21 protein-coding genes are annotated in these 20,767 nt (G+C 43.3%); 7 read left to right on the forward strand and 14 right to left on the reverse strand.

Annotated features, from left to right (window positions below; translation table 11 throughout):
• Positions 1 to 21 precede the first annotated feature (21 nt).
• From IEX80_RS09470 to IEX80_RS09495, 6 genes are all read left to right on the forward strand, one after another.
• On the forward strand, positions 22 to 843 hold the full coding sequence (locus IEX80_RS09470; RefSeq protein WP_188832739.1) for a thymidylate synthase: 822 nt from the start codon (positions 22 to 24) through the stop codon (positions 841 to 843).
• Positions 844 to 920: 77 nt separating this feature from the next.
• On the forward strand, positions 921 to 1,286 hold the full coding sequence (locus IEX80_RS09475) for a four helix bundle protein (protein ID WP_188832740.1): 366 nt from the start codon (positions 921 to 923) through the stop codon (positions 1,284 to 1,286).
• A 95-nt stretch (positions 1,287 to 1,381) separates the two neighbouring features.
• On the forward strand, positions 1,382 to 1,864 hold the full coding sequence (locus IEX80_RS09480; RefSeq protein ID WP_188832741.1) for a dihydrofolate reductase: 483 nt from the start codon (positions 1,382 to 1,384) through the stop codon (positions 1,862 to 1,864).
• Positions 1,865 to 1,980: 116 nt separating this feature from the next.
• Positions 1,981 to 4,965 carry a protein translocase subunit SecDF gene (gene secDF / locus IEX80_RS09485; protein WP_188832742.1) on the forward strand — a complete coding sequence of 995 codons (2,985 nt, stop codon included), beginning with the start codon at positions 1,981 to 1,983 and terminating at the stop codon, positions 4,963 to 4,965.
• Positions 4,966 to 5,210: 245 nt separating this feature from the next.
• Positions 5,211 to 6,524 (forward strand): NAD(P)/FAD-dependent oxidoreductase, encoded by a 1,314-nt coding sequence (locus tag IEX80_RS09490; RefSeq protein ID WP_188832743.1) that lies wholly within the window; start codon positions 5,211 to 5,213, stop codon positions 6,522 to 6,524.
• 127 nt (positions 6,525 to 6,651) lie between these two features.
• A complete protein-coding gene (locus IEX80_RS09495) occupies positions 6,652 to 7,503 on the forward strand; it encodes a hydroxymethylglutaryl-CoA lyase (protein WP_090526487.1) in 852 nt (283 codons plus the stop codon).
• Between the two features lie 132 nt (positions 7,504 to 7,635).
• On the opposite strand, the gene IEX80_RS09500 is transcribed toward IEX80_RS09495, so the two are convergent.
• The 9 genes from IEX80_RS09500 to IEX80_RS09535 all read right to left on the reverse strand — a co-directional run bounded on the left by IEX80_RS09500 (position 7,636) and on the right by IEX80_RS09535 (position 13,118).
• Positions 7,636 to 8,868 carry an ROK family protein gene (locus IEX80_RS09500; RefSeq protein WP_090526485.1) on the reverse strand — a complete coding sequence of 411 codons (1,233 nt, stop codon included), beginning with the start codon at positions 8,866 to 8,868 and terminating at the stop codon, positions 7,636 to 7,638.
• A gap of 246 nt (positions 8,869 to 9,114) precedes the next feature.
• Positions 9,115 to 9,336, reverse strand: coding sequence for a hypothetical protein (locus IEX80_RS09505; protein ID WP_090526483.1), 222 nt, complete (start codon positions 9,334 to 9,336; stop codon positions 9,115 to 9,117).
• Entirely contained in the window at positions 9,308 to 9,646 is a 339-nt protein-coding gene (locus tag IEX80_RS09510; RefSeq protein ID WP_090526481.1) for a hypothetical protein, read from the reverse strand. Before IEX80_RS09510 ends, IEX80_RS09505 begins: the two co-directional genes overlap by 29 nt.
• 8 nt (positions 9,647 to 9,654) lie before the next feature.
• A complete protein-coding gene (locus tag IEX80_RS09515) occupies positions 9,655 to 10,080 on the reverse strand; it encodes a VOC family protein (protein ID WP_090526479.1) in 426 nt (141 codons plus the stop codon).
• Between the two features lie 67 nt (positions 10,081 to 10,147).
• Positions 10,148 to 10,765, reverse strand: a complete 618-nt coding sequence (locus IEX80_RS09520) for a pyridoxamine 5'-phosphate oxidase family protein (RefSeq protein ID WP_188832744.1) — start codon at positions 10,763 to 10,765, stop codon at positions 10,148 to 10,150.
• Between the two features lie 90 nt (positions 10,766 to 10,855).
• Positions 10,856 to 11,395, reverse strand: coding sequence for a carboxymuconolactone decarboxylase family protein (locus IEX80_RS09525; protein WP_112655760.1), 540 nt, complete (start codon positions 11,393 to 11,395; stop codon positions 10,856 to 10,858).
• Positions 11,396 to 11,491: 96 nt separating this feature from the next.
• Positions 11,492 to 12,355: a helix-turn-helix domain-containing protein gene (locus IEX80_RS09530; protein WP_188832745.1), complete on the reverse strand. Its 864-nt coding sequence runs from the start codon at positions 12,353 to 12,355 to the stop codon at positions 11,492 to 11,494.
• A 33-nt stretch (positions 12,356 to 12,388) separates the two neighbouring features.
• Positions 12,389 to 12,649 (reverse strand): hypothetical protein, encoded by a 261-nt coding sequence (locus IEX80_RS27785; RefSeq protein ID WP_229701574.1) that lies wholly within the window; start codon positions 12,647 to 12,649, stop codon positions 12,389 to 12,391.
• Entirely contained in the window at positions 12,642 to 13,118 is a 477-nt protein-coding gene (locus tag IEX80_RS09535) for a DUF2071 domain-containing protein (protein WP_229701575.1), read from the reverse strand. The genes IEX80_RS27785 and IEX80_RS09535 overlap by 8 nt, the downstream gene beginning before the upstream one ends.
• A gap of 190 nt (positions 13,119 to 13,308) precedes the next feature.
• On the opposite strand from IEX80_RS09535, the gene IEX80_RS09540 reads away from it, so the two are divergent.
• Positions 13,309 to 14,142: a sterol desaturase family protein gene (locus IEX80_RS09540; protein WP_090526469.1), complete on the forward strand. Its 834-nt coding sequence runs from the start codon at positions 13,309 to 13,311 to the stop codon at positions 14,140 to 14,142.
• Positions 14,143 to 14,162: 20 nt separating this feature from the next.
• Here the strand turns inward: IEX80_RS09540 and IEX80_RS09545 are convergent, their stop codons facing one another.
• The 5 genes from IEX80_RS09545 to IEX80_RS09565 all read right to left on the reverse strand — a co-directional run bounded on the left by IEX80_RS09545 (position 14,163) and on the right by IEX80_RS09565 (position 20,693).
• Positions 14,163 to 14,603: a DUF695 domain-containing protein gene (locus IEX80_RS09545; RefSeq protein ID WP_090526468.1), complete on the reverse strand. Its 441-nt coding sequence runs from the start codon at positions 14,601 to 14,603 to the stop codon at positions 14,163 to 14,165.
• Positions 14,604 to 14,798: 195 nt separating this feature from the next.
• On the reverse strand, positions 14,799 to 17,216 hold the full coding sequence (locus IEX80_RS09550; protein WP_188832746.1) for a glycoside hydrolase family 3 N-terminal domain-containing protein: 2,418 nt from the start codon (positions 17,214 to 17,216) through the stop codon (positions 14,799 to 14,801).
• Positions 17,217 to 17,529: 313 nt separating this feature from the next.
• Positions 17,530 to 18,927: a hypothetical protein gene (locus IEX80_RS09555; protein WP_176627654.1), complete on the reverse strand. Its 1,398-nt coding sequence runs from the start codon at positions 18,925 to 18,927 to the stop codon at positions 17,530 to 17,532.
• A gap of 106 nt (positions 18,928 to 19,033) precedes the next feature.
• On the reverse strand, positions 19,034 to 20,056 hold the full coding sequence (locus IEX80_RS09560; RefSeq protein WP_188832747.1) for an alpha/beta hydrolase family protein: 1,023 nt from the start codon (positions 20,054 to 20,056) through the stop codon (positions 19,034 to 19,036).
• A gap of 67 nt (positions 20,057 to 20,123) precedes the next feature.
• Positions 20,124 to 20,693: a Crp/Fnr family transcriptional regulator gene (locus IEX80_RS09565; RefSeq protein WP_090526461.1), complete on the reverse strand. Its 570-nt coding sequence runs from the start codon at positions 20,691 to 20,693 to the stop codon at positions 20,124 to 20,126.
• Positions 20,694 to 20,767: the final 74 nt, after the last annotated feature.

The following is a 20,767-nucleotide window of genomic DNA, read 5'->3' on the forward strand; positions in this document are numbered from 1 at the left end:
CCGAATCTAACTTAAAATAAAATGAAACAGTATCTTGACCTGATGAGACATGTGATGGAAACCGGAGCGCAAAAGCATGACAGAACCGGCACCGGTACAGTAAGTGTGTTTGGCTACCAGATGCGTTTCAATCTCAAGGATGGTTTCCCGATGGTAACCACCAAAAAACTGCACCTCAAATCTATCATCCATGAGCTCATCTGGTTTTTGAGCGGCGACAGCAATATCCGCTACCTGAAAGAAAATGGCGTAAAAATATGGGACGAGTGGGCCGACGAAAATGGCGACCTTGGCCCCGTGTACGGCAAACAGTGGCGCTCGTGGCCTACACCAGATGGCGGTCATATCGACCAGATCAAACAGGTGGTGAACCAGCTTAAAAACAATCCCGACTCGCGCCGTATCATCGTGTCGGCCTGGAACGTTGCCGAGGTTAACCAGATGGCCCTGCCGCCATGCCATAGTTTGTTCCAGTTTTACGTAGAGCCCCCTAACCCCCTGAAGGGGGAACAAAAGGGAAAACTTTCGTGCCAGTTGTACCAACGCAGTGCAGATATTTTCCTTGGCGTTCCGTTCAACATAGCTTCCTATGCGTTGCTCACCATGATGATGGCACAGGTATGCGACCTTGATCTTGGCGACTTTATACACACTTTTGGTGATGCCCATTTGTACAACAACCATATGGACCAGGCGCGCCTGCAGCTAAGCCGCGATCCTCGCCCCCTGCCAACCATGAAAATCAATCCGGAGGTAAGAGATATCTTCTCATTCAAGTTTGAAGATTTCACTTTGGAGAATTATGATCCCTGGCCGCATATTAAGGCCGAAGTGGCGGTGTAGTTTGGTCATTTGCTTCGCGTCATTGGGTCATTAAGTCATTTTTTGCTTGTCCTGCTTTTAGCTGTCCTAATCTTATCATGAGTAATAGAATTGAAGAACTTGAAGTGTATAATCTTTCAGAAGCATTTTCCGACAGGGTTTGGTTTATAGTGGCTAAATGGGAATACTTTGCTAAAGACACTTTGGGTAAACAAATTGTTCGCTCATCTGATTCGATTGGTGCAAACATTGCTGAAGGATTTGGACGCTATCATTACAAGGAGAATAAGAACTTCTGCTATTTTAGCCGCGGATCAGTAATTGAAACCAAAGGTTGGCTCAAAAAGGCAAATACGAGAAGCCTGATCAATGACGACGAATATCAATCGCTGCTCCGGGAATTAGAAACAATTCACGTAAAATTAAACATCTATATCAAATTCATTGGGAAAGGCAATGCATAACTACAAGTCAAAAAATGACTCAATGACGCGAAGTAAAATGATGCAAAGCAAAATGACACGAAGCAAATGACGCAATGACTTAATGACCAAATAAAATGATTTTATCCATCATCGTAGCCATAGCCAAAAACCACGCTATCGGTAAAGACAATAAATTACTCTGGTATTTGCCTAATGATCTGAAGCATTTTAAAGATGTTACTACCGGGCATACCGTGATCATGGGCCGTAAAACTTTTGATTCGGTTGGTAAGCCCTTGCCCAAACGCCGCAACATTGTTATTACCCGGCAGGCCATCAGTATTGAAGGTTGCGAGGTAGTACCATCCATTGAAGCGGCTATTGAGCTTTGCAAGGCCGAGGACGAAGTTTTTATTGTTGGCGGAGCTGAGATCTACCGGCAGGCTATTCCCTTTACAAACCGCATATATCTCACCATTATCGACCAGGATTTTGAAGGCGATACCTTCTTCCCGGAATTAAATCCTGATGAATGGCAGGAAACAGATCGTGAAGATTTTGAGCCCGACGAAAAAAACAAGTATAAATATTCTTTTATCACACTTGTGCGGCGCTAACATTTTTTGTCATGATTTTGTTTTAATTTAAAATTTTGTGCTTACGAAATTTTATTAGATTTGCTGCCTTATTGAAAAAAAGCTTATAAACTAATTTATTACATATTACAAATTCGATGCAAGGCAAAGGGGTTATTAAATTTTTCGCCATACTACTGGCAGTGGTGTGCTTATACCAGCTATCATTTACGTGGGTGGCCCATAAGGTTAGGGAGGATGCCAAAGTATACTCAAAGGGAGATCCTGAGAAAGAAAAAGCTTATTTGGATTCTATTTCCAATCAACCGGTTTATCCGCTATTAAAACATGATTACGCTTATGTATTGCAAAGGGAAATTGCATTAGGTCTTGACCTTAAGGGTGGCATGAACGTTACTATGCAGATCCAGCTTGATGAGCTGGTTAGGAAAATTGCCAACAACAATCCTGATGCTACTTTTAACCAGGCTTTGGCTAACGCCGATAAATTGCAGGCCAATGCTCAAACCAACCAAAAAGATTACATCGCTTTATTTGTAAGCGAGTACGAAAAGCTAAACCCCAATGGTAAACTTGCCGCTATCTTTTCAACAAAAGATAACCAGGACCACCTGAAGTTCAACGCTTCAAACAGCGAGGTTAAAACTTATCTTGAGGATTTGGCTTCAACTGCGGTTAAACAATCATTTACTGTTTTAAACACCCGTATCAACCAGTTTGGTGTAACCCAGCCAAACATCCAGTTGCAACAAGGCTCAAACAGGATTTTAGTTGAGCTGCCAGGCGTTAAAGAACCAGAGCGTGTTCGCAAATTGCTTTCGGGTTCTGCCAAATTGGAGTTCTATGAAACTTTTGATAATGCGGAAGCTTACCAGTACCTGATCAACATTGACAACCTGCTTGCGGCAAAAAGCAAAACTGCCAAAGCGGACACTGGTAAATCAGCGAAAGCTGATACCACTGCTAAACTTGCAGCCGGAAAAGCTGATACAGCTAAAGGAGGTTCATTGTTAAGCAAAGTTCAAAAGAATGCTGCTAAAAACGATACTTCAGCTGCTTCATTAAGCAAAACAAAATTAGCTGCACAACACCCGTTGTTTGCAGTAATGTCATTAAACGTTGGCCAGGGTGCAAACGGCCAGCAGCAATTAGGCCAGGGCCCTGTTGTTGGTTATGCTCCACTTCAGGATACTGCTAAAGTAAATTCATACCTGCACAGTGCAGATGTTTTAGCAGTTATTCCACGTAACATCAAATTTTTGTGGGAAGTAAAACCCATCAAAAACACCAAAACTTTCGCGTTATACGCTATTAAACTTACTGGTGCCGAAAATGGCCCGGTATTATCAGGCGACGTAATTAACGACGCCCGTGCCGATAACGACCAGAAAGGCAGCCCTGAGGTTGTGATGATCATGAACTCAGAAGGTGCTCAAAAATGGCGTGCGGTTACGGCCGAAGCATCATCGGGCACCAACAAAAAAGCTATCGCCATCGTTTTAGATGATAACGTATACTCTGCTCCTACCGTACAAAACGAAATTTCGGGCGGTGTATCATCAATCTCCGGTAACTTTACCATTGATGATACGCGCGACTTAGCCAACGTATTAAAAGCAGGCCGTTTACCGGCTCCTGCCCACATCGTATCTGAGTCAATTGTAGGTCCGTCATTAGGGCAGGAAGCTATTTCAGCAGGTATTACTTCAAGTATCTTAGGTTTAGTTGTGGTGTTGATCTTCATGATCGCTTATTACAACCGTGCAGGTACTGTAGCGGTAGTTGCGGTAATTATCAACATTTTCTTCCTGATGGGCGTACTCACCAGCTTAGGTGCGGTATTGACGGTACCTGGTGTTGCGGGTATCGTATTAACCTTAGGTATTGCGGTAGATGCCAACGTACTGGTTTATGAACGTGTACGTGAAGAATTAAACTTAGGCAAATCATTAAGGATTGCAGTTGCCGATGGTTTCAAACATGCATTACCTTCAATACTCGATTCACAGATCAGTACATTCCTTACCGGTTTAATCCTGTTCGTATTCGGTTCAGGCCCTATCCAGGGTTTTGCAACTACATTGATGATCGGTATCGCTACTTCATTGTTCTGTTCACTATTGATCTCAAGAGTTATATTTGAGTGGATGCTTGACAAAGGAATGGATATCAAGTTCTCAAACCCATGGAGCTCACATACTTTCAAAAATGCAAACTTTGCGTTTGTTAAAAACCGTACTAAGTTTTACATTTTCTCGGGCTTGTTCATTGCAGCGGGTTTGGTATCTATCTTCACCCGCGGCTTTACCTACGGTGTGGATTTTGAAGGCGGCCGTAACTACATTGTTAGCTTTACCAACAAAGCGGTAACTACAGAACAAATTCACGAGGCTATTGATGCTACCTTAGGCCGTAGTACCGAGGTTAAAACCATGGGGGATAAATTCAGTATCACTACCAACTATTTGTTTAACGATAACTCAACAGCTGCTGATGCTAAAGTAAAAGGCACACTGGTGGACTTGTTAAATAAAAAACCCGAAACCAAAATTGCTAACAGCGACTTAGGTGGTTCAAAAGTAAGTGCTACTATTGCCGATGAGTTAAAAACATCAGCTATTTACACGGTATTGTTCGCAATCTTTGTGATTTCGGCTTACATCCTGATCCGTTTCCGTAAATGGCAGTTCAGCTTGGGTGCCATGATTGCAACCGCTCACGATGCCTTATTGGTATTGTCGTTCTTCTCGTTGTTCAATGGCTTCCTTCCGTTTTCACTGGATATTGACCAGGCGTTTATTGCGGCTATATTAACGGTTATTGGTTATTCAATTAACGATACCGTGGTAGTATTTGACAGGATCCGCGAGTTCCTTGATCACTCTAACAAAAACGAAAAACCAGAAGAGGTCATCAACAAAGCCATCAACAGTACATTAAGCCGTACAATTATCACTGCATTAACCGTGGTATTCGTATTGTTAGTATTGTTCATCTTTGGTGGTGACGTTATCAAAGGCTTCTCGTTCGCGTTATTAATTGGTGTTCTTTTCGGTACATACTCGTCGATCTGTGTGGCAACACCGGTGATCGTTGACTTTGGAAAGAAAGACCTGAAATAAGGAAAAGAATAAATTATTGAAAGGCTCCAAAGTAATTTGGGGCCTTTTTTGTTGATGTACAATGCAATACTGCTCATTAGAAAAAGCCATAATATCACCGACAGATGGTGTTGCATATCGCGTACAATGAACTATACTTACACCGTATTTCATATAAATGTTATTGGCGGCACGGAGATTGCGCTATATTCCCAAAAGCGCATTACGTTGCCCTTAAAAAGTTTTTTAACAGATACCCTGCACAAATGAACACATCAAATAATTCAAAATTTCCACTTGTAGTGATCGTAGGCGGCGGCTTCGGCGGCCTGCAGGTAGCAAAACAACTAAAGGACAAACCTGTGGACGTTTTGATGCTGGATAAGCACAACTACCATACCTTTCAGCCCCTCTTATACCAGGTGGCTATGGGCAGCCTCGAATCGGAGTCGATAGCTTTCTCATTAAGGAAAAATTTTGCCAGTCAAAAAAATTTCCGGTTTAGGATTGCCGAAGTAACCAGGGTGGATGCGGAAAATAACATACTCGAAACCACCATAGGCAATATAGCTTATGATTACCTGGTGATAGCAACAGGCTCAACAACCAACTTTTTTGGCAATAAAGATATCGAGCATTATTCCATGCCGATGAAGTCGATCCCCGAGGCCTTGAACCTCCGGTACTCTATTTTGCAGAACATTGAAGAAGCCCTGCTTAAAGTTGGCAAGGCCGAGCGCGATCCCTACCTTACTTTTGTACTGGTAGGCGCTGGCCCAACGGGTGTTGAGCTTGCAGGCTCACTGGCCGAGCTTCGTAATCACGTTTTGACTAAAGACTACCCTGAACTTAAAAAGGAGGACATGAAGGTGTACCTGGTCGATTTTTTACCGAAAGTACTTGGCCCCTTCTCCGACCAGGCATCCAACGCGGCCCGCACCTTCCTGACCAATATGGGCGTTGAAGTGCTAACCGGCGTAAAGGTGGAAAGCTACGACGGCGAGGAAATCAAATTTGAAGGCGGTAAAAGCATTCGCACCAAAAATGTGATCTGGAGTGCCGGGGTTATGGGTGTTGTGCCCGATGGCTTTGATAAAGAGGTTATTGAACGTGGAAATAGAATAAAAGTGGATAGCGTTGGCCGCGTTGCCGGCTTTAACAACGTATTTGCAATTGGCGACGTTGCAGCCATGATCACCGATGAAACCCCTAAGGGACACCCCGGCGTAGCGCAGGTAGCCATACAAATGGGCCAGCACGTGGCTAAAAATATCATTCATATCATTAACGGCGAACAAACCTCACCGTTTAAGTATAACGATAAAGGCTCATTGGCAACTATTGGCCGCAATAAGGCGGTGGCCGATTTGGGCAAAGTAAAATTCCAGGGATTTTTTGCCTGGCTTGTATGGATGTTTGTGCACCTGATATCGCTTTTAGGCGGCCGTAATAAGGTGATTGTATTCATTAACTGGGTATCGAGCTATGTAACCTATAATGGCGGTACAAGGCTTATTATCCGCAAATTTGAGCGTGAAGGCTTAACTGAGGATCAGCATTTGCCTAATACAGTTGATTAGCTTAAGTCCTGAATCTAAAGTCTCGGGTTTTAAGGCTTAAGTCAAAAGTTTTAAATTGGAAGTTTAGCGTTTTCTAAACTAAATTGATGACTTTTGACTTAAGACTTAAAACCTAAGATTTCCAAAAATGAGCATCAAAATAACCGAATGCCCCCGCGATGCCATGCAGGGCATTCATGATTTTATTCCTACCGATATAAAGGCGGAATACATTAACCTGCTTTTACAGGTGGGTTTTGATACGATAGATTTTGGCAGCTTTGTATCGCCCAAGGCTATCCCCCAGTTACAGGACACAGCGGAGGTATTAAAGAAACTCGATCTGAGTAATACTCGGTCAAAGCTATTAGCTATTATAGCCAACTATCGCGGGGCAGAAGACGCGGCTAAACATGAAGAGATCACTTACCTTGGTTATCCATTTTCCATATCCGAAACATTTCAGCTTAGAAATACCAATACCACTATAACGCAAGCCTTTGAAAATGTGCAGCGCATGAATGAATTGTGTGGTAAAAACGGCAAACAGTTATTGGTATACCTCTCTATGGGTTTTGGTAATCCCTATGGCGATGAATGGAATACCGGCATTGTTGAACAATGGGCTGAAAAAATGACAACCGAGGGAATAAAGGACATTGCCCTTGCCGATACTATAGGCATCGCAGATGCGGCACAGATCGGCAGTATTTATCCTAATCTTTGTCGGTTATTCCCCAACGTTGAGTTTGGCATCCATCTTCATTCCACACCAAATACCTGGCAACCTAAGATAACAGCAGCCTATGAAAGCGGCTGCAAGCGTTTTGATACTGCATTAAAAGGATACGGAGGCTGCCCAATGGCCAAAGACGACCTCACAGGCAACATTGCTACCGAAAACCTGATAGGCTACCTTAAAATACAAAATGAGCCCACAGGGCTTAATATGGATAAATTCCAGGAGGCGATGGAATTTTCGGAGAAAGTGTTTGGATGAAAATAAAGATCATCCCCCCAATACCTCATTATAAGGTACGAAGCAATCCCCAATTAGCAGAGTAACTGTGCAAGTACCTCTGTATAGTTCGCGATTGCTTCGTGCCTCGCAATGACGGTAACCGGATATTTTTTACGCTGCCGCGCTTTTAGCCGCTTTTGCAGCTTTGCTTTTCACCACCCTGTCAAAGTTTTCCATTACCAATACAGCCGCACCAATTAACTCAGCATCAAACCCAAGTTCAGATACCAATAGTTCGGTACCGCCTGCCAGACGCGGGATACAGTACTTGTGAAGGGCTTGTTGTATCGGGGCCATCAGTATCTTGGCAACTTTAGCTCCGCGACCACTTAATACGATGATGGCGGGGTTCATGATGTGGATAAGGATGGCCAGGGCTTTCCCTATTTTATAACCGGCGTCGGATAACAGTTCGATAGCAAACTGGTCACCGTTATTGGCAGCCTCTATCAGGGCATCTCCCATTAGTTTGGAGTGATCTTCCTCATTATATTTTAAGCTGGTTACACGGCCTTTTTTGATACCTGCTATGGCTTTTTGAGCAACTACCAATAATGATGCTTCGGCTTCCAGGCAGCCGCGTTTACCACATTCGCAAAGGGAACCATCTTCCGATAGCGGGATATGGCTTAGCTCGCCCGCAAAACCGTTGTGGCCGCGGAACAGTTTTCCATTTACGATCATCCCCAGGCCAATACCCCAGCCCAGGTTTATTACCATAACTTCCTGCTGTGATTTGGCAATACCAAATTTTTGTTCGGCGAGGGCTATCAGACTTGAATCATTATCGATATAAGTGGCGATGCCTGTTTTGGAAGTAAGGTAGGCAGTTAAGCTTTGTCCGCCGGCATCAAGGTAGGTATAATTGATACCTTCGGTGATATTGATGAAGCCGGGCATACCGATGCCTATTCCGGCAATCTTATCTTTAGGGATCCCACTGTTTGCTATGTAGTTGTTAATCTGCTCAACCAGCGTGGGCAACGCCTCGGGGTTATTGAGTAGTTTAAGCTCAAAGGTAAGCATATCGGCAACCGGATTATTCAGCAGATCAAACATCTGGATACGGGCGGTGAGCTGATCGAGCGCGATAGCTAAAATGTGCATAGCGCTTGACTTTACCGAATACATTAACGGGCGACGGCCGCCGCTTGAAGGGGCATACCCCTGTTCAACCACAAAACCCTCGTGCATTAACTCGTTTATAGCTTTGGCTATAGACGGGATACTTTTATCAAATAACTCACTTAATCCGGCACACGACATGGCCTTATTAAAATAAAGCCTTTTAATGATCATATTTTTTAACTGGCTGCCTTTTACCCCTTTATTCGTAAGTTCCATCAACAATTATTATAGTTTGGTTTATAACAGGCAACACCTTAGTGTTCTGAATTTTATAAAATTAAAAATAAAGTTAATAAGTACAACTGTAAATATTACAGTAAACCTGTTGTATGTACATGGACACCATTAATGTGCCTTTTGCCTACAACGCACAAAAATATCTATTATATTGGTGTACGATATAAAATATGCGAAAGTTTTGATTAAAACTTGCTATCACGGCTATTTGAACCCAATAATTTACTATGGCAGCAGCCAAAACCGCCATCCGCTCCAGTATTCATCATATTGCGATCTGAAATCTTTTAAATGCCGCGATAATGGTAAACCGTATGAAACAGCAAAAGCGTTATACATTGGCTCATCACTGAAATTAACAACACCTTTAGTTCTTAAGTTATAAACTTTATATCCCGAATCAATCGACATGCAAAGGTTATCGCCTTTTAAAATAAGTATCCACATGGATTTGTTCACTTTTCCCTTTAGGCACAAAATAAGCAAACTGGTCGCTCTCCTCCATAGCTTCTCCATGCCCCAAAGGAATCCGGGATTCATCGCCGAGGCCATGATTGCCATAATAGGTAAAGGAAAACACGATCAGCGATATACTGACAATTTTATAAACTGCAAATACGCTGAACCATTTAAAGCCGGTATACTTTTTTTGTGCTTTTAAAAACAGCACCCATAAAAACCAGACTACCGGGGTATAAAGCAACCCAAGAATGGATGATTTAATTACAACAAACAATAAATGGAACAGCGTAGTCATAAGGTGGTTTAATCTCTTTTAATTTGCATAAACATCCAGCGCTGCCCCTCCAGGTCGGCAGCACGATAGCGGGTGCCGGGAAAGCCATATTCCAATTCACTTAATATCGTTGCGCCTTTACTTTTAGCAGTTCTGTAATGCTGTTCAACATCGTCTACATACACCAAAACCCCGTTGATAATATAAGGTACAGCGCTCCATTTAGCAGCGATATCACAATTCTGGGCATGATGTGCCGGGCTTTGATAATGGGACGTAGGCTCAGCCAGCATAACCAGGCTTTCGCCCATTTTGAGCTCCCCATGAGCAAGGTGATCAGCCGCATCCGTCATCCGCATATTTTCAGTAAAACCAAAAACATCGCACAACCAGTTCATGGCCGCAATACCATCTTCGTAGGCAAGCATGGGGATTATTTGTTGAATTATGTTCATTAATTTACGCCTGCTGTTATCAGCATTAATTAAAGGTAAACTATTGCGGTCTATTTATCAAAGCCGCTTATTTTTCTTCCAGTTGCTTTTTTAGCTTAGCTATTTCATACTCCAGTTTAAGCACATATTCATTTTGCGGTGCGAAGGCTTCCTTAATTTCCTCAACGGTGTAGCGCGGTGTAATATGCTGCGGACAATTCCAGTCGAATGCTTTTACATCGAAAACGAGCATTCTTTCAGGTGTATGTTTGTACTCAGCGGGATCAATCAGGTCAAATAATTCGGGATTGTCGGCAAGTTCAACAATACGGGCATCAGCATAGATCTTGAGCCTTGTTTTATGCGGATAATCCATCAAAAATAAAGATACCTGCGGATGGGTCATCACGTTACCAACCGAAATATATTGCTTGTTCCCCCTGAAATCAACCACTCCAATAGTATGGTTATCTATAACTTTGATAAAACCGGCAGGGCCTCCCCTGTGCTGAATATATGGATAGCCGTTTTCGCCTATACTGGCCATATAAAAACTGTCGCGGCTTTCAATAAATATTTGTTCAGGTTCGGAAATGCCATCTTTATCAGCCATGAGGCTTTCCATACGGGCATAACTACTACGGCTGCCATATTTTTGCTGCAGCTTTTTAACACCATCGGTAAAAGCAAAACGTGCAAAGTTCATGATGTAAACAATTTAAAGATAAATACTTATGCCCACCCTGCAGTGCAGGGCGGGCATAAGGGTGTAAACTATAATTATAAATCAGGGATATTATTTAACCAATTCAGGAATAGCAGGCCAGTCAACCGGCACCTGGGTCAAGGCGTATACATAGTTGGTAATTGTTTTATCGCCCACTGCTACGGCTACGTCAATCAGGTTAGCTTGTGTATAACCGGCAGCGTAAAAGTTTTCAACCAGTTGATGATCGGCATGGCCTTTATTTTCGGTAATTGATTTAGCTACCTTAACTAAAGCATCAATTTTCGCGTCGAATGAAGCTGAACCGCCACGGATCTCAACGATCTGGTCATCATTAAACCCATTCATTTTAGCAATGGCAGTGTGTGCGGCAGAACAATAAGCACAATCATTTACCTGGCTCACGATAAGGTTTACGGCTTCTTTTTCTTTAGCACGTAAAGATGTTTTACCGTTTGAAAGAGTTATATAGTTAGCCAGCGCATGATCTGAAGTTGCAAAAACTGCAAACAGGTTTGGCACACGGCCTACCACTTTTGTTAATGTATCAAATATGGCTTGGTTTTCTGGAGTTACTTGTTCTCTTGTTGGAATTGCGAAAGTTTTCATTTTTGTAACGTTAATTTTTGTTGTTTTGAATTAACAATACAAAGGTGGCAACTTAAGCAGCCCTGCGGAATGGGCAAATTTCCCGGGTACTTGTAATTATTTCCCTTCGGCAACTAAAACCTTATTATTTCTGAAATCGGTTGGTGAAAATGAGGTGTGTTTTTTAAAGAAATTGCTAAAATAAGCTGCGTCATCAAAACCCAATTCATAAGTAATTTCCTTGGCCGATTTATCAGTATAATACAACAGGCGCTTCGCCTCAATAATCAAACGCTCTTGTATCACCTGTAAAGGCGTCTTATGGTTATACAGGGCAAAAAGGTTGGAAAGCGTTTTAGGCGATTTATTTAACTGCTGCGCATAATAAGCCACGGTATGGTGTTCACGGTAATTATTCTCTACCAACAAATTAAACTTACGAATGGTACCAAATTTTTCATCGGCCAAAACTTCACGAGGCCCGCTGTGCGCCTTGGCAAGGCGGGTTACGATAATGATAAGCCGCTTCAGCAGCATCCTGAGCATATCTATCTGGATATTATCTGCTGTTTCAAACTCTTCTATAAAAATATCCAACAAGCGTTGCAGTTTAAACTGCATGGCTTCGTCAAGGGTAACGAAAACCTGGTCGGAGCTACCATAAAACAGGAAGCCCACGCAGCTTACTTCTTCGTCATGATCAACAATGCAATAAAAATCGCGGTTAAACTGCCAGGCTACTATATCTTCAGGCCGCTCAAAACGGAAAGATTGGTTAACCATTAGGGGCAGAATGGTGTTGGGCAGAAAATCATAATCCACCTCATCGATGGTTACAGTTTGCTTTTCGCCACGGTTCCAGGCTATGGTAAGGTATTTATGCTGACGATCGCGGGTAAAAAACATCCTGTCGAAATGTTTTTCATTGATAAGCAGCAGCAGATCGCCGCCCGTGGATTGTTCTGTAGCTGATAATTTCATTTGCGTAAGCGCAAAGATATTTAAAAGTAATAATTAAGCGCTCACCACCATCGGTTTATCGCAGCCGGATGACCAATCGTGCTGAACATTGGTCATAAGTAACGCATTGTCAAACGTTACTGAACCCTTCGGAAAAATGCTTTCATCTTCAAAAAAGCTTGATTTAACAGCACTCACTTCGAGCGCCTGTACTTTCCAGTTATCGGTATATAACACTAACCCTTCATACTTATTGCCATTGGGTGAATATCCCGTTGCCCCGGCCTTAAAGAAATCAGAAGCTACATCAATCAAGCGTCCCGAATATCGAATCCGGATTGAGTTCATCAGCAACTTTTGCATCCACACTAATCACCGTTCCGTCCGAACTGGTGAAAGCCACGTGATATTGGTCGTCGTGCTCATTAACGTCAAATTTGGCCTGGTGATGTCTACCGGGGAATACCCTGCCACCTGCAATCGTATTAAATAAGGACGAGGTATCCCGTCGAGGTATATAAACTCCTTCTTTCAATTCCCCGTTTTCCTCCCATTGTACGGCTATTCGATGTGCGCCATTTTCCGAACCTACGCCTAAAAAAGCAGGCATACCTTTAGGGCGAACGTGCTTAAGCCTGATCAAACAGATCCCTGCTATAGCTTTGCTGTTAACAAGCTTGGGAGTAAAGGGCGGTGGCACTATTTTTTTTGCTATGTCCGCATCCGCGGTAAAGTTCACCAATATGCGCCTGTCAATTATGCCGGTAATTTTCGGAATCTTCATATGATAAATTTATAATGATTTTTCAGCGTTCGGATAACCCAGGACAAATTATACTGTCAAATGTGCTCCTCTTCCATTCACAGTACATTAACAACCGCTTAACATACTTCATCAAACATTCATTCAAAAAAAAGATATTGCATTCTAATTGCCTTCTAATATCAAAGGCGATTACCCTACTAATTTAAGAATGACTATTACCCAATTCCTCGACCGGCATCAGGATGCTGTGCAAGTTGCTTTATATGCTTTTATTATCTGCTCACTGTGGCTGATGGAAGTCTGCGTTGCTTCTGGTATGATTTCGGTAAAAAAACGCTGGCAGCACAATAAAACCAACCTGCTGTTCATTTTCACAGCCCTCCCTATCCAACTATTACTTACCACGATTGTTTTACTCATAGTTGGCTGGACCAACGCACATCATTGGGGGCTAATCAATTACATACCCGGTCATCATAATAAATGGGTTTACTATATAAGCCTTTTTATGCTGCTTGACCTTTGCGAATACGTTTATCACGTGGTAATGCACAAGATAGATCCGCTGTGGAAATTTCACCTCGTGCATCACAGCGATCTTCATGTTGACGTTTCGACCACAGTACGTGAACATCCCGGCGAAACCTGTGTACGCACCTGTTGCTTAATGCTTTGGGTATTTATTTGCGGCCCGGCAATTGGCGTTTTGGTATTGAGGCAAACTTTTCAATCATTATTTAATATCCTGGCCCATACCGAGTTCAGGTTACCACAACGTGTTAACAAAATTGTTGGCCTGATTTTTATAACTCCTAACCTGCACCATGTACACCATCATTATCAACTACCACATACCGACCGTAATTACGGCGATGTACTAAGTATTTGGGACAGGCTTTTTGGCACCTTTGGCGAACTTGAACAGGAAAACACCCGTTTCGGCATTGATACCCATATGGATAAAGAAACTACCGGCAAGTTTTTGAATATCCTCAAAATACCATTTCAGAAGTTGGAACGGCCAAACGGGCATCGGAATTAACGGTTAACCGGGGGCAATCTTTATTTCCCATCCTCTCCAAAATCTTCCATTACACCAAAATATTCTTCCCATTCCGGGTCGTCAATAACCGTGATATTAATCGGGAGTTCATCAAATTCGGATAAGGCATCGTTTAACCTGTCGCCTGCTTCCTCAATATCTGTGGTATACCAGGCCCACCAGCGTTCGTTTTCGCCGGTAAATACAAAGGCCAGTATGCTTTGATGACCATCTTCAAGCAGATCGACTAAAGCATCCTCTACCTGTTCCATCAGCAACATTTCATCAGTTGGGGGCAACAATGACGGATCAAATGATTCATAGTTCCAGGTTACATCCATCCGCTGCAGGTAAACACCGGTTTCAAAAAAGTTTGATAAATTGGGTCTGTAGCGGACCAGCAACGGAATATCATCGTCGGATACGGCTTCTACCGATACCCAGGTATCATCTAAGATCATAAGGGATGTTTTTACAAGGTTTAGCAGAGATGTTTATATAAAATTAAAGCAAAACTATACTTAGTATAAAGATAGTCACGCTTGACCAAATCTGGTATACTTATTCAAAAAAATCATTTGTAAAAGCATCCCTTCTGCTTAATAGATACCAGACTTACGAAGCTTTGTAAACTTCGTAAGTCATAAACATCTCTTTTATTCTATCTCAAACTCTTTTTTCAATTTGATATCAACAGATGAACTGCCTATCATCACCATAAATTTACCCGGCTCAACAGTCCAGTTCATATTTTTATCCAGCAGGGCCAAATCATCAGGGTGCAAGGTAAACTGCACTGTTTTCTTCTCGCCGGGATTTAGTGTAACGCGATCAAAGCCACGCAGATCGTACTCGTAAGTAGTAACGCTGCTTACCTCATCCTTAAGGTAAAGCTGCACCACATCATCGCCTTTGCGCTGCCCGGTGTTGGTTACATCAACGCTAACCTGCATAAGTCCCTGAGAATTACCTTTTTCGGGCGATACCTGCAGGTTGCTGTACTCAAATGTGGTGTAGCTTAACCCGTAACCATAAGGGTACAAAGCTCCTTTCACACTGGTTTTGCCCCAGCTGTTCTGTCCGCCCTGCTCTGCCTGTGACGACGGTTTAAAAGGAAAATTATATTCCAGTTGACCTGTTGTTTTTGGGAAAGTGATCGGCAATCTTCCACCGGGATTATTATCGCCAAATAAGGTTTCGGCAATCACCTGCCCGCTTTGTACGCTCGGAAACCAGGCCTCTAAAATGGCCGGCACATATTTATTTTCCCAGTTGATGGTAAGCGGCTGCCCGTTGATCATCACCATTACCACAGGTTTTCCGGTAGCCTGCAAAGCCTGGATCAACTTCAATTGCCTGCCCGGCAGGTTTAAACCCGTACGCGATAAACTTTCGCCAACACGGTCAACATCCTCGCCTACCACAGCAATCACAATATCCGATTGTTTAGCCTGTGCAACTGCCGAATCAATACCGGCCTGCTCCTGGGCGGTTAGCGGTGTTTCAATAATTTCGCTCTCCGGCCAGGTAGCATCAATCATGTCACAGCCTTTAGCATAGCTTACTTTGGCATCGCTGCCTACGTAATTTTTAACACCGTCAAACGCGGTAATAACCGGGTTGTGCGATGGACCATACCTGCTCACAACATAGTTAGTTTCCTTAGCCAGCGGACCAGTTACCAGGATATTAGGATATTTCTTTTTATCCAACGGCAGCAGATTGCCTGCATTTTTTAGCAATACCATCGACTCGCGGTTCATTTTCAGGCTCATGGCTTTATCCGCATCGGTATGCACTATTTTATCGGCAGTTTTAGGGTCTTTAACATAAGGGCTATCAAACAAACCTAATCTGAACTTCACTTTTAATACCTCGCCAACACGGGTATCGATGATCTTCATGGAGATACGGTTTTCTTTGATCAGCTCGCGCAAAGGCATAATAAAGGTTTGCGGCATAGTGAAATTAGTACGCACGTTAAGGCCAGCCTCAACAGCCTGCCTTACAGCTTCTTTGTAATCGGCAGCAACATGATGTTTTGAATAAAGAAACTCAACAGCCTCACTATCGCTTACCACATAGCCATTAAAGCCAAATTGCTGACGTAAAAGCTGCGTAAGGAAGTAATAGCTGCCAGTTATTGGTACGCCGTCCCAATCATTATAACTGCTCATTACCCCCATTGGATGCGCCTCCTGGATCACCCTGCGGAAGGGATACAAATATAGCTGGTGCATTTCGCGCGGAGCGACATGCGGATCAGTACGGGCACTGCCATCACGGCCTCCTTTAGGTACGCTGTACACAGCAAAGTGCTTAAGGGTTGACGCTACGCCGCCTTCCTGGATGCCCAACACCATCTGCTTGCCCATTTCGGCAATATGAAAGGGATCTTCACCATAACATTCAACCACACGGCCCCAGCGTTGGTCGCGGGCGGGGTCAAGTATGGGGGCGTAAACATTGGTATAGCCCAAAGCTTTAGCCTCGCGGCCAACGGTTCTACCTGCCTCATAAACCAGTTCTTTATCAAAGGTGCTGCCTATAGATATCGGCGCGGGCAACGGCGTGGCCCTGTCATGGTTAAGGCCGTGAATCCCCTCATTGGTGAAATCAACCGGGATCCCTAAACGGGTTTCCTCAACAAACCATTTTTGAATGTTATTAATGGCCGATGCATGTTTACTAAACGGGTATGAATATTGTGTAGGCGCATCATCAGTATGCGAAGTAAGATTATTCAGTTCTTCATCAATATTGGCTATGCCATCTTTCCATACTTCATTTTTCCAGTTAGGGACGGGCATTTCGTCCTTTAACACACGCTTATAACCATAAAGGGTAGCCATTTGGCAGGTTTTCTCTTCAACGGTCATCTGGCTTACCAGGTCGGCCACGCGCTTATCAATGGGTTGTGACGGGTCTTCGAACACATCCATTTTACCGTTCTTGTTAAAATCTATCCAGCCTTTATGATAGATGTTCTTTTGCTGTGCCGAGGCTGCAAGGCTAAAGCTGATAGATAAAGCGGATGCCACAAATACCCGCGGCAGATAGTACTTAATTCTCATGAGGTTGTATTGGAGTTGGAACTTCAAATATATAAACCTGTGTGGGGTGCAGCCATGCCCGGGGCCGTATATTTTAACTATATCGTTTGAGTGATGAGGTTTAAACCCGCCACTTGCATAGTAACAACCCTAATCTAATCCAATTCGGCATTTGCGTACCTTCTAATTTTAACGCTGATCATTTATGGCATCTGCCGGGAAGGCCGCGAGATAACGGCAGCTATTATGTAAGGTTTGTTTGCAATTGCGGATTATATAATTGGCGTTTGCAGCTATTTGATAATATATATTATCAAAACTCCATGGCATGATCTTAACGGGCATCTGCCCAATCAGCTTCGGTAAAGGCTGGATTTATTTTATAATCGTTATATGTAATGCTGCTTTTTTGCGCACCCTCTGTTTGTAATTCGGCGGCAGGGAAAACAATACCATCAACCGTTTTAAAACCGGTAAAAGCCGATATCTGCACTACCGAACCTACTTTAGTACCTTCGCCAACCAGCTGATTTTTACCGTCTAACACTGCAAAACTGGTTACGCCGTCAAAACTATAGCTCACTATCATCACGTTATTTTTACCCTCCTGTGCCTTAACATTTTGAATATGGTCGAGGTTCTCTTTCCTGAATAATAACGCTCCTGAACGGAAACCTTGTTTCAATTGCGATATGCGGGAAGATGAAAGCGGTTTTTTATCGCCGTTACGCCATTGCCAGCCATTATCACCTTCCATTTGCTCAACCTGCAACAACTTCCCACCTTTGCGAATCTCAGAGCGGACACGATGAGCAGACAGGTCAATCTTAATGGTAAAATCGAGGCCCGTCATCGTAGCAGAGATCTGCATGGTTTTAATTGCATTGAGCTTTGCACCGCCGTGTACTTCGGCAGCCTTGTTTAATAAACCCGCAGCATCATTATCACCGGTTTCAGCTGCCTGGTTTCCGGCAGTTGTTTTGGCATTGCCGGAAGACCCGGATGTTGTTTTAGATGAAGATGACGCGCTTTTAGGCGCTTTATCTTCCATAAAATAAATATTGCCGTCTATGGCAGCCATTACCGGCTTTTCACCGGGACGGCAAAAGAAACTATGCGTTTCGGTTTTACCTGTATTGTAATTTAGGGTAAGTACTCCATCTTTAATTGTATAGGTACCAGCCCCGCTGTCTTTGCGACCGCCGCCACCGCCTATGCCTTCACCCGATACCATAGTGGCTGAAGAGCTATTTTGGCTAAAATTACCCTTCCCATCAAAATAAAGACCTTTTGAGCCCGATGTGCCAACAAATACCTGCCCGGTATTCCCTCCTCCCATGCTACTTGCGTGGGTAAATTGGTAGTAACCGGCAGGCACCCTGTCGGCAGTATTGAGCTTTAGGATACTAAAAGAGCCCGCATCGATATCGCCGTCAGATTCAATTTTATACTCCTGTTTGGAGCCTTTGAGGTATTGCAATTTGAGCGTATTGCCCTGTACCTGGTAACGACCTGCAACATGTGTTTTCCAATCGGGCTTTTCAAGCAAATCGTTAAAAGTACCATCGGGCCTTAACTGGAAAACAACATCACTGCGGCCCATGCCTCCCCCCATAGTAACAGGTAAGGTTATTTCAATACCGGCGTAAACGCCGCTTACATTTTTTGGTTGCGCACCGGCATTAACACCGGCAAAAAGTGTGATAAGCAAACCTAACACAAAAGCTTTCATAGTATCGGCAGGAAAAAATTCTACGATTCAGATTTAACTATCAACTCCTGCACGATAAAAATGTTTTTAACCTAATGATAAGGTTTTGTTAAATTTTACCGGCCGACTAATACTTTAACGCCGTCTTAAAAAAACCGACAGCCAAGCTGTCCACCTGTAAGTGAATGGCATGCCTGTTAACCGAAGGATCATCCGTAAAATATATCGGAGCTTCTTTTTTTACAGCGTCAATGGCTTCACCAAGCATTACGTAATGGCCAACCTTACCGGGCAACTCTGTATATTTTGATCTACCAATGAGCTGATGATAATGCCTTGCATTGGTTTTAACCGGGGCTATGCTATCACTTTGCGAGCCTACAATATACAAGGCGCCTTTAATATCAGCTACCTGCTCTTTACGAGTGAAACCAAAGCCTAATGCGGGCGATATGGAAAAGAATGCTTTGATCCGGTTATCTTTTAGCGGGGGCACATGTTTAGAATCGGCGATCATGGAGCTATCGTCCAGTAATTTTACCAAGCCCGGAAATTCGGGGATTTCCAGCTCTTTGCGGCCTGTGGTTTTGTAATAGTTGCGGGCCTGTTCAAAATCGAGCTTTGCACCGGCCAGGGCGATCATAGTATAGCCGCCAAATGAAAACCCGGTTGCGCCTATTTTTTGCTGATTAATAAGGGGGCCGATCTCGGGGTTATTCAATAAGGATGTAAGAGCAAAACTGATATCCAGCGGGCGTTCCCATGGCTTAACAAATTCAAGGGGAATTTTATGATCGTAGGTATTGCCATAATGATCGACAGCAGCAACTATACAACCGCTGTTTGCGATGGCCTGGGCCAGCCACTCCAAAGTTAACCGGCCGCCACCTGTGCCATGCGAAAGCAGGATAAGCGGCAGTATATTTGCGGGAAGCTTGCCATTACGGACCGTCGGTTGCCGTAAAAAGGGCGAAAAATGCTTATCTGCAGGCTTCAATGTATCGGCAGTTGGATACCAGATTTCGGTTACCACCGGACGGTTATTACGGCTTTCGTCCTTAAAATTGAGGGTACGCTCGCCTAAGTTTTGGGCAATCGCAAGATGGCCTGATAGCAAGATTATAATAATGGTGAAGGTTTGTTTCCACATAATGTTAGCGTTTATATCACAAAGCAACACATTCAGTGAGTCAAAAAGATTGACAATAGTCAATAAATCACTTTTTTGATTTAAGGCGGCTCAGGGTTTCCTGAGAGATGCCAAGGTAATCGGCAACTATTTTATTGGGCAGTCTTTTGATGATTTCGGGCTGGGTTTGCATCAGGATATTATAACGGGCTTTTGAATCCATAGTGATAAGGCTTTCTATCCGCTGGATGGATGCGATATAATCAAGCTCAAGACCCGTACGGTACATAGTTTCAAAGCCGGGGATCTCCTTCAGTAGCAAATCGCGATCTGCATAGCTCAATACCAATAATTCTGATGGCTCGGGGCTTTGAATAGATGCAACAGAGGGCTCTTTCAATATGAAACTCGGGAATGCGGTACCCATGCGCCCTTCAAATATCAGGAACCGGGTTGATTCGTTGCCCTCATCATCGGTTAAAAACACGCGGAGGCATCCTTTTACCACAAAATATAAATGCTTTGCGATGCTCCCCTTTTCAACCAGTATCTCGTTTCGTTTGGTAAAACGGGTTTTAAAACAATTAGCAATCAGCCGCTCATGTTCAGGCGAGAGGATTAATTTATCTTCAAGATGTTGTTTTAAAGCAGGATGCATAGTTGCAATTTATGCACTTAGCATTGGGTTGACAAATTCCAGATTATTTTAACCTGTGAAGACTTACGAAGTTT

Origin of the sequence: Mucilaginibacter rubeus, assembly GCF_014643835.1 — a bacterium.
GTDB classification, from domain to species: domain Bacteria; phylum Bacteroidota; class Bacteroidia; order Sphingobacteriales; family Sphingobacteriaceae; genus Mucilaginibacter; species Mucilaginibacter rubeus.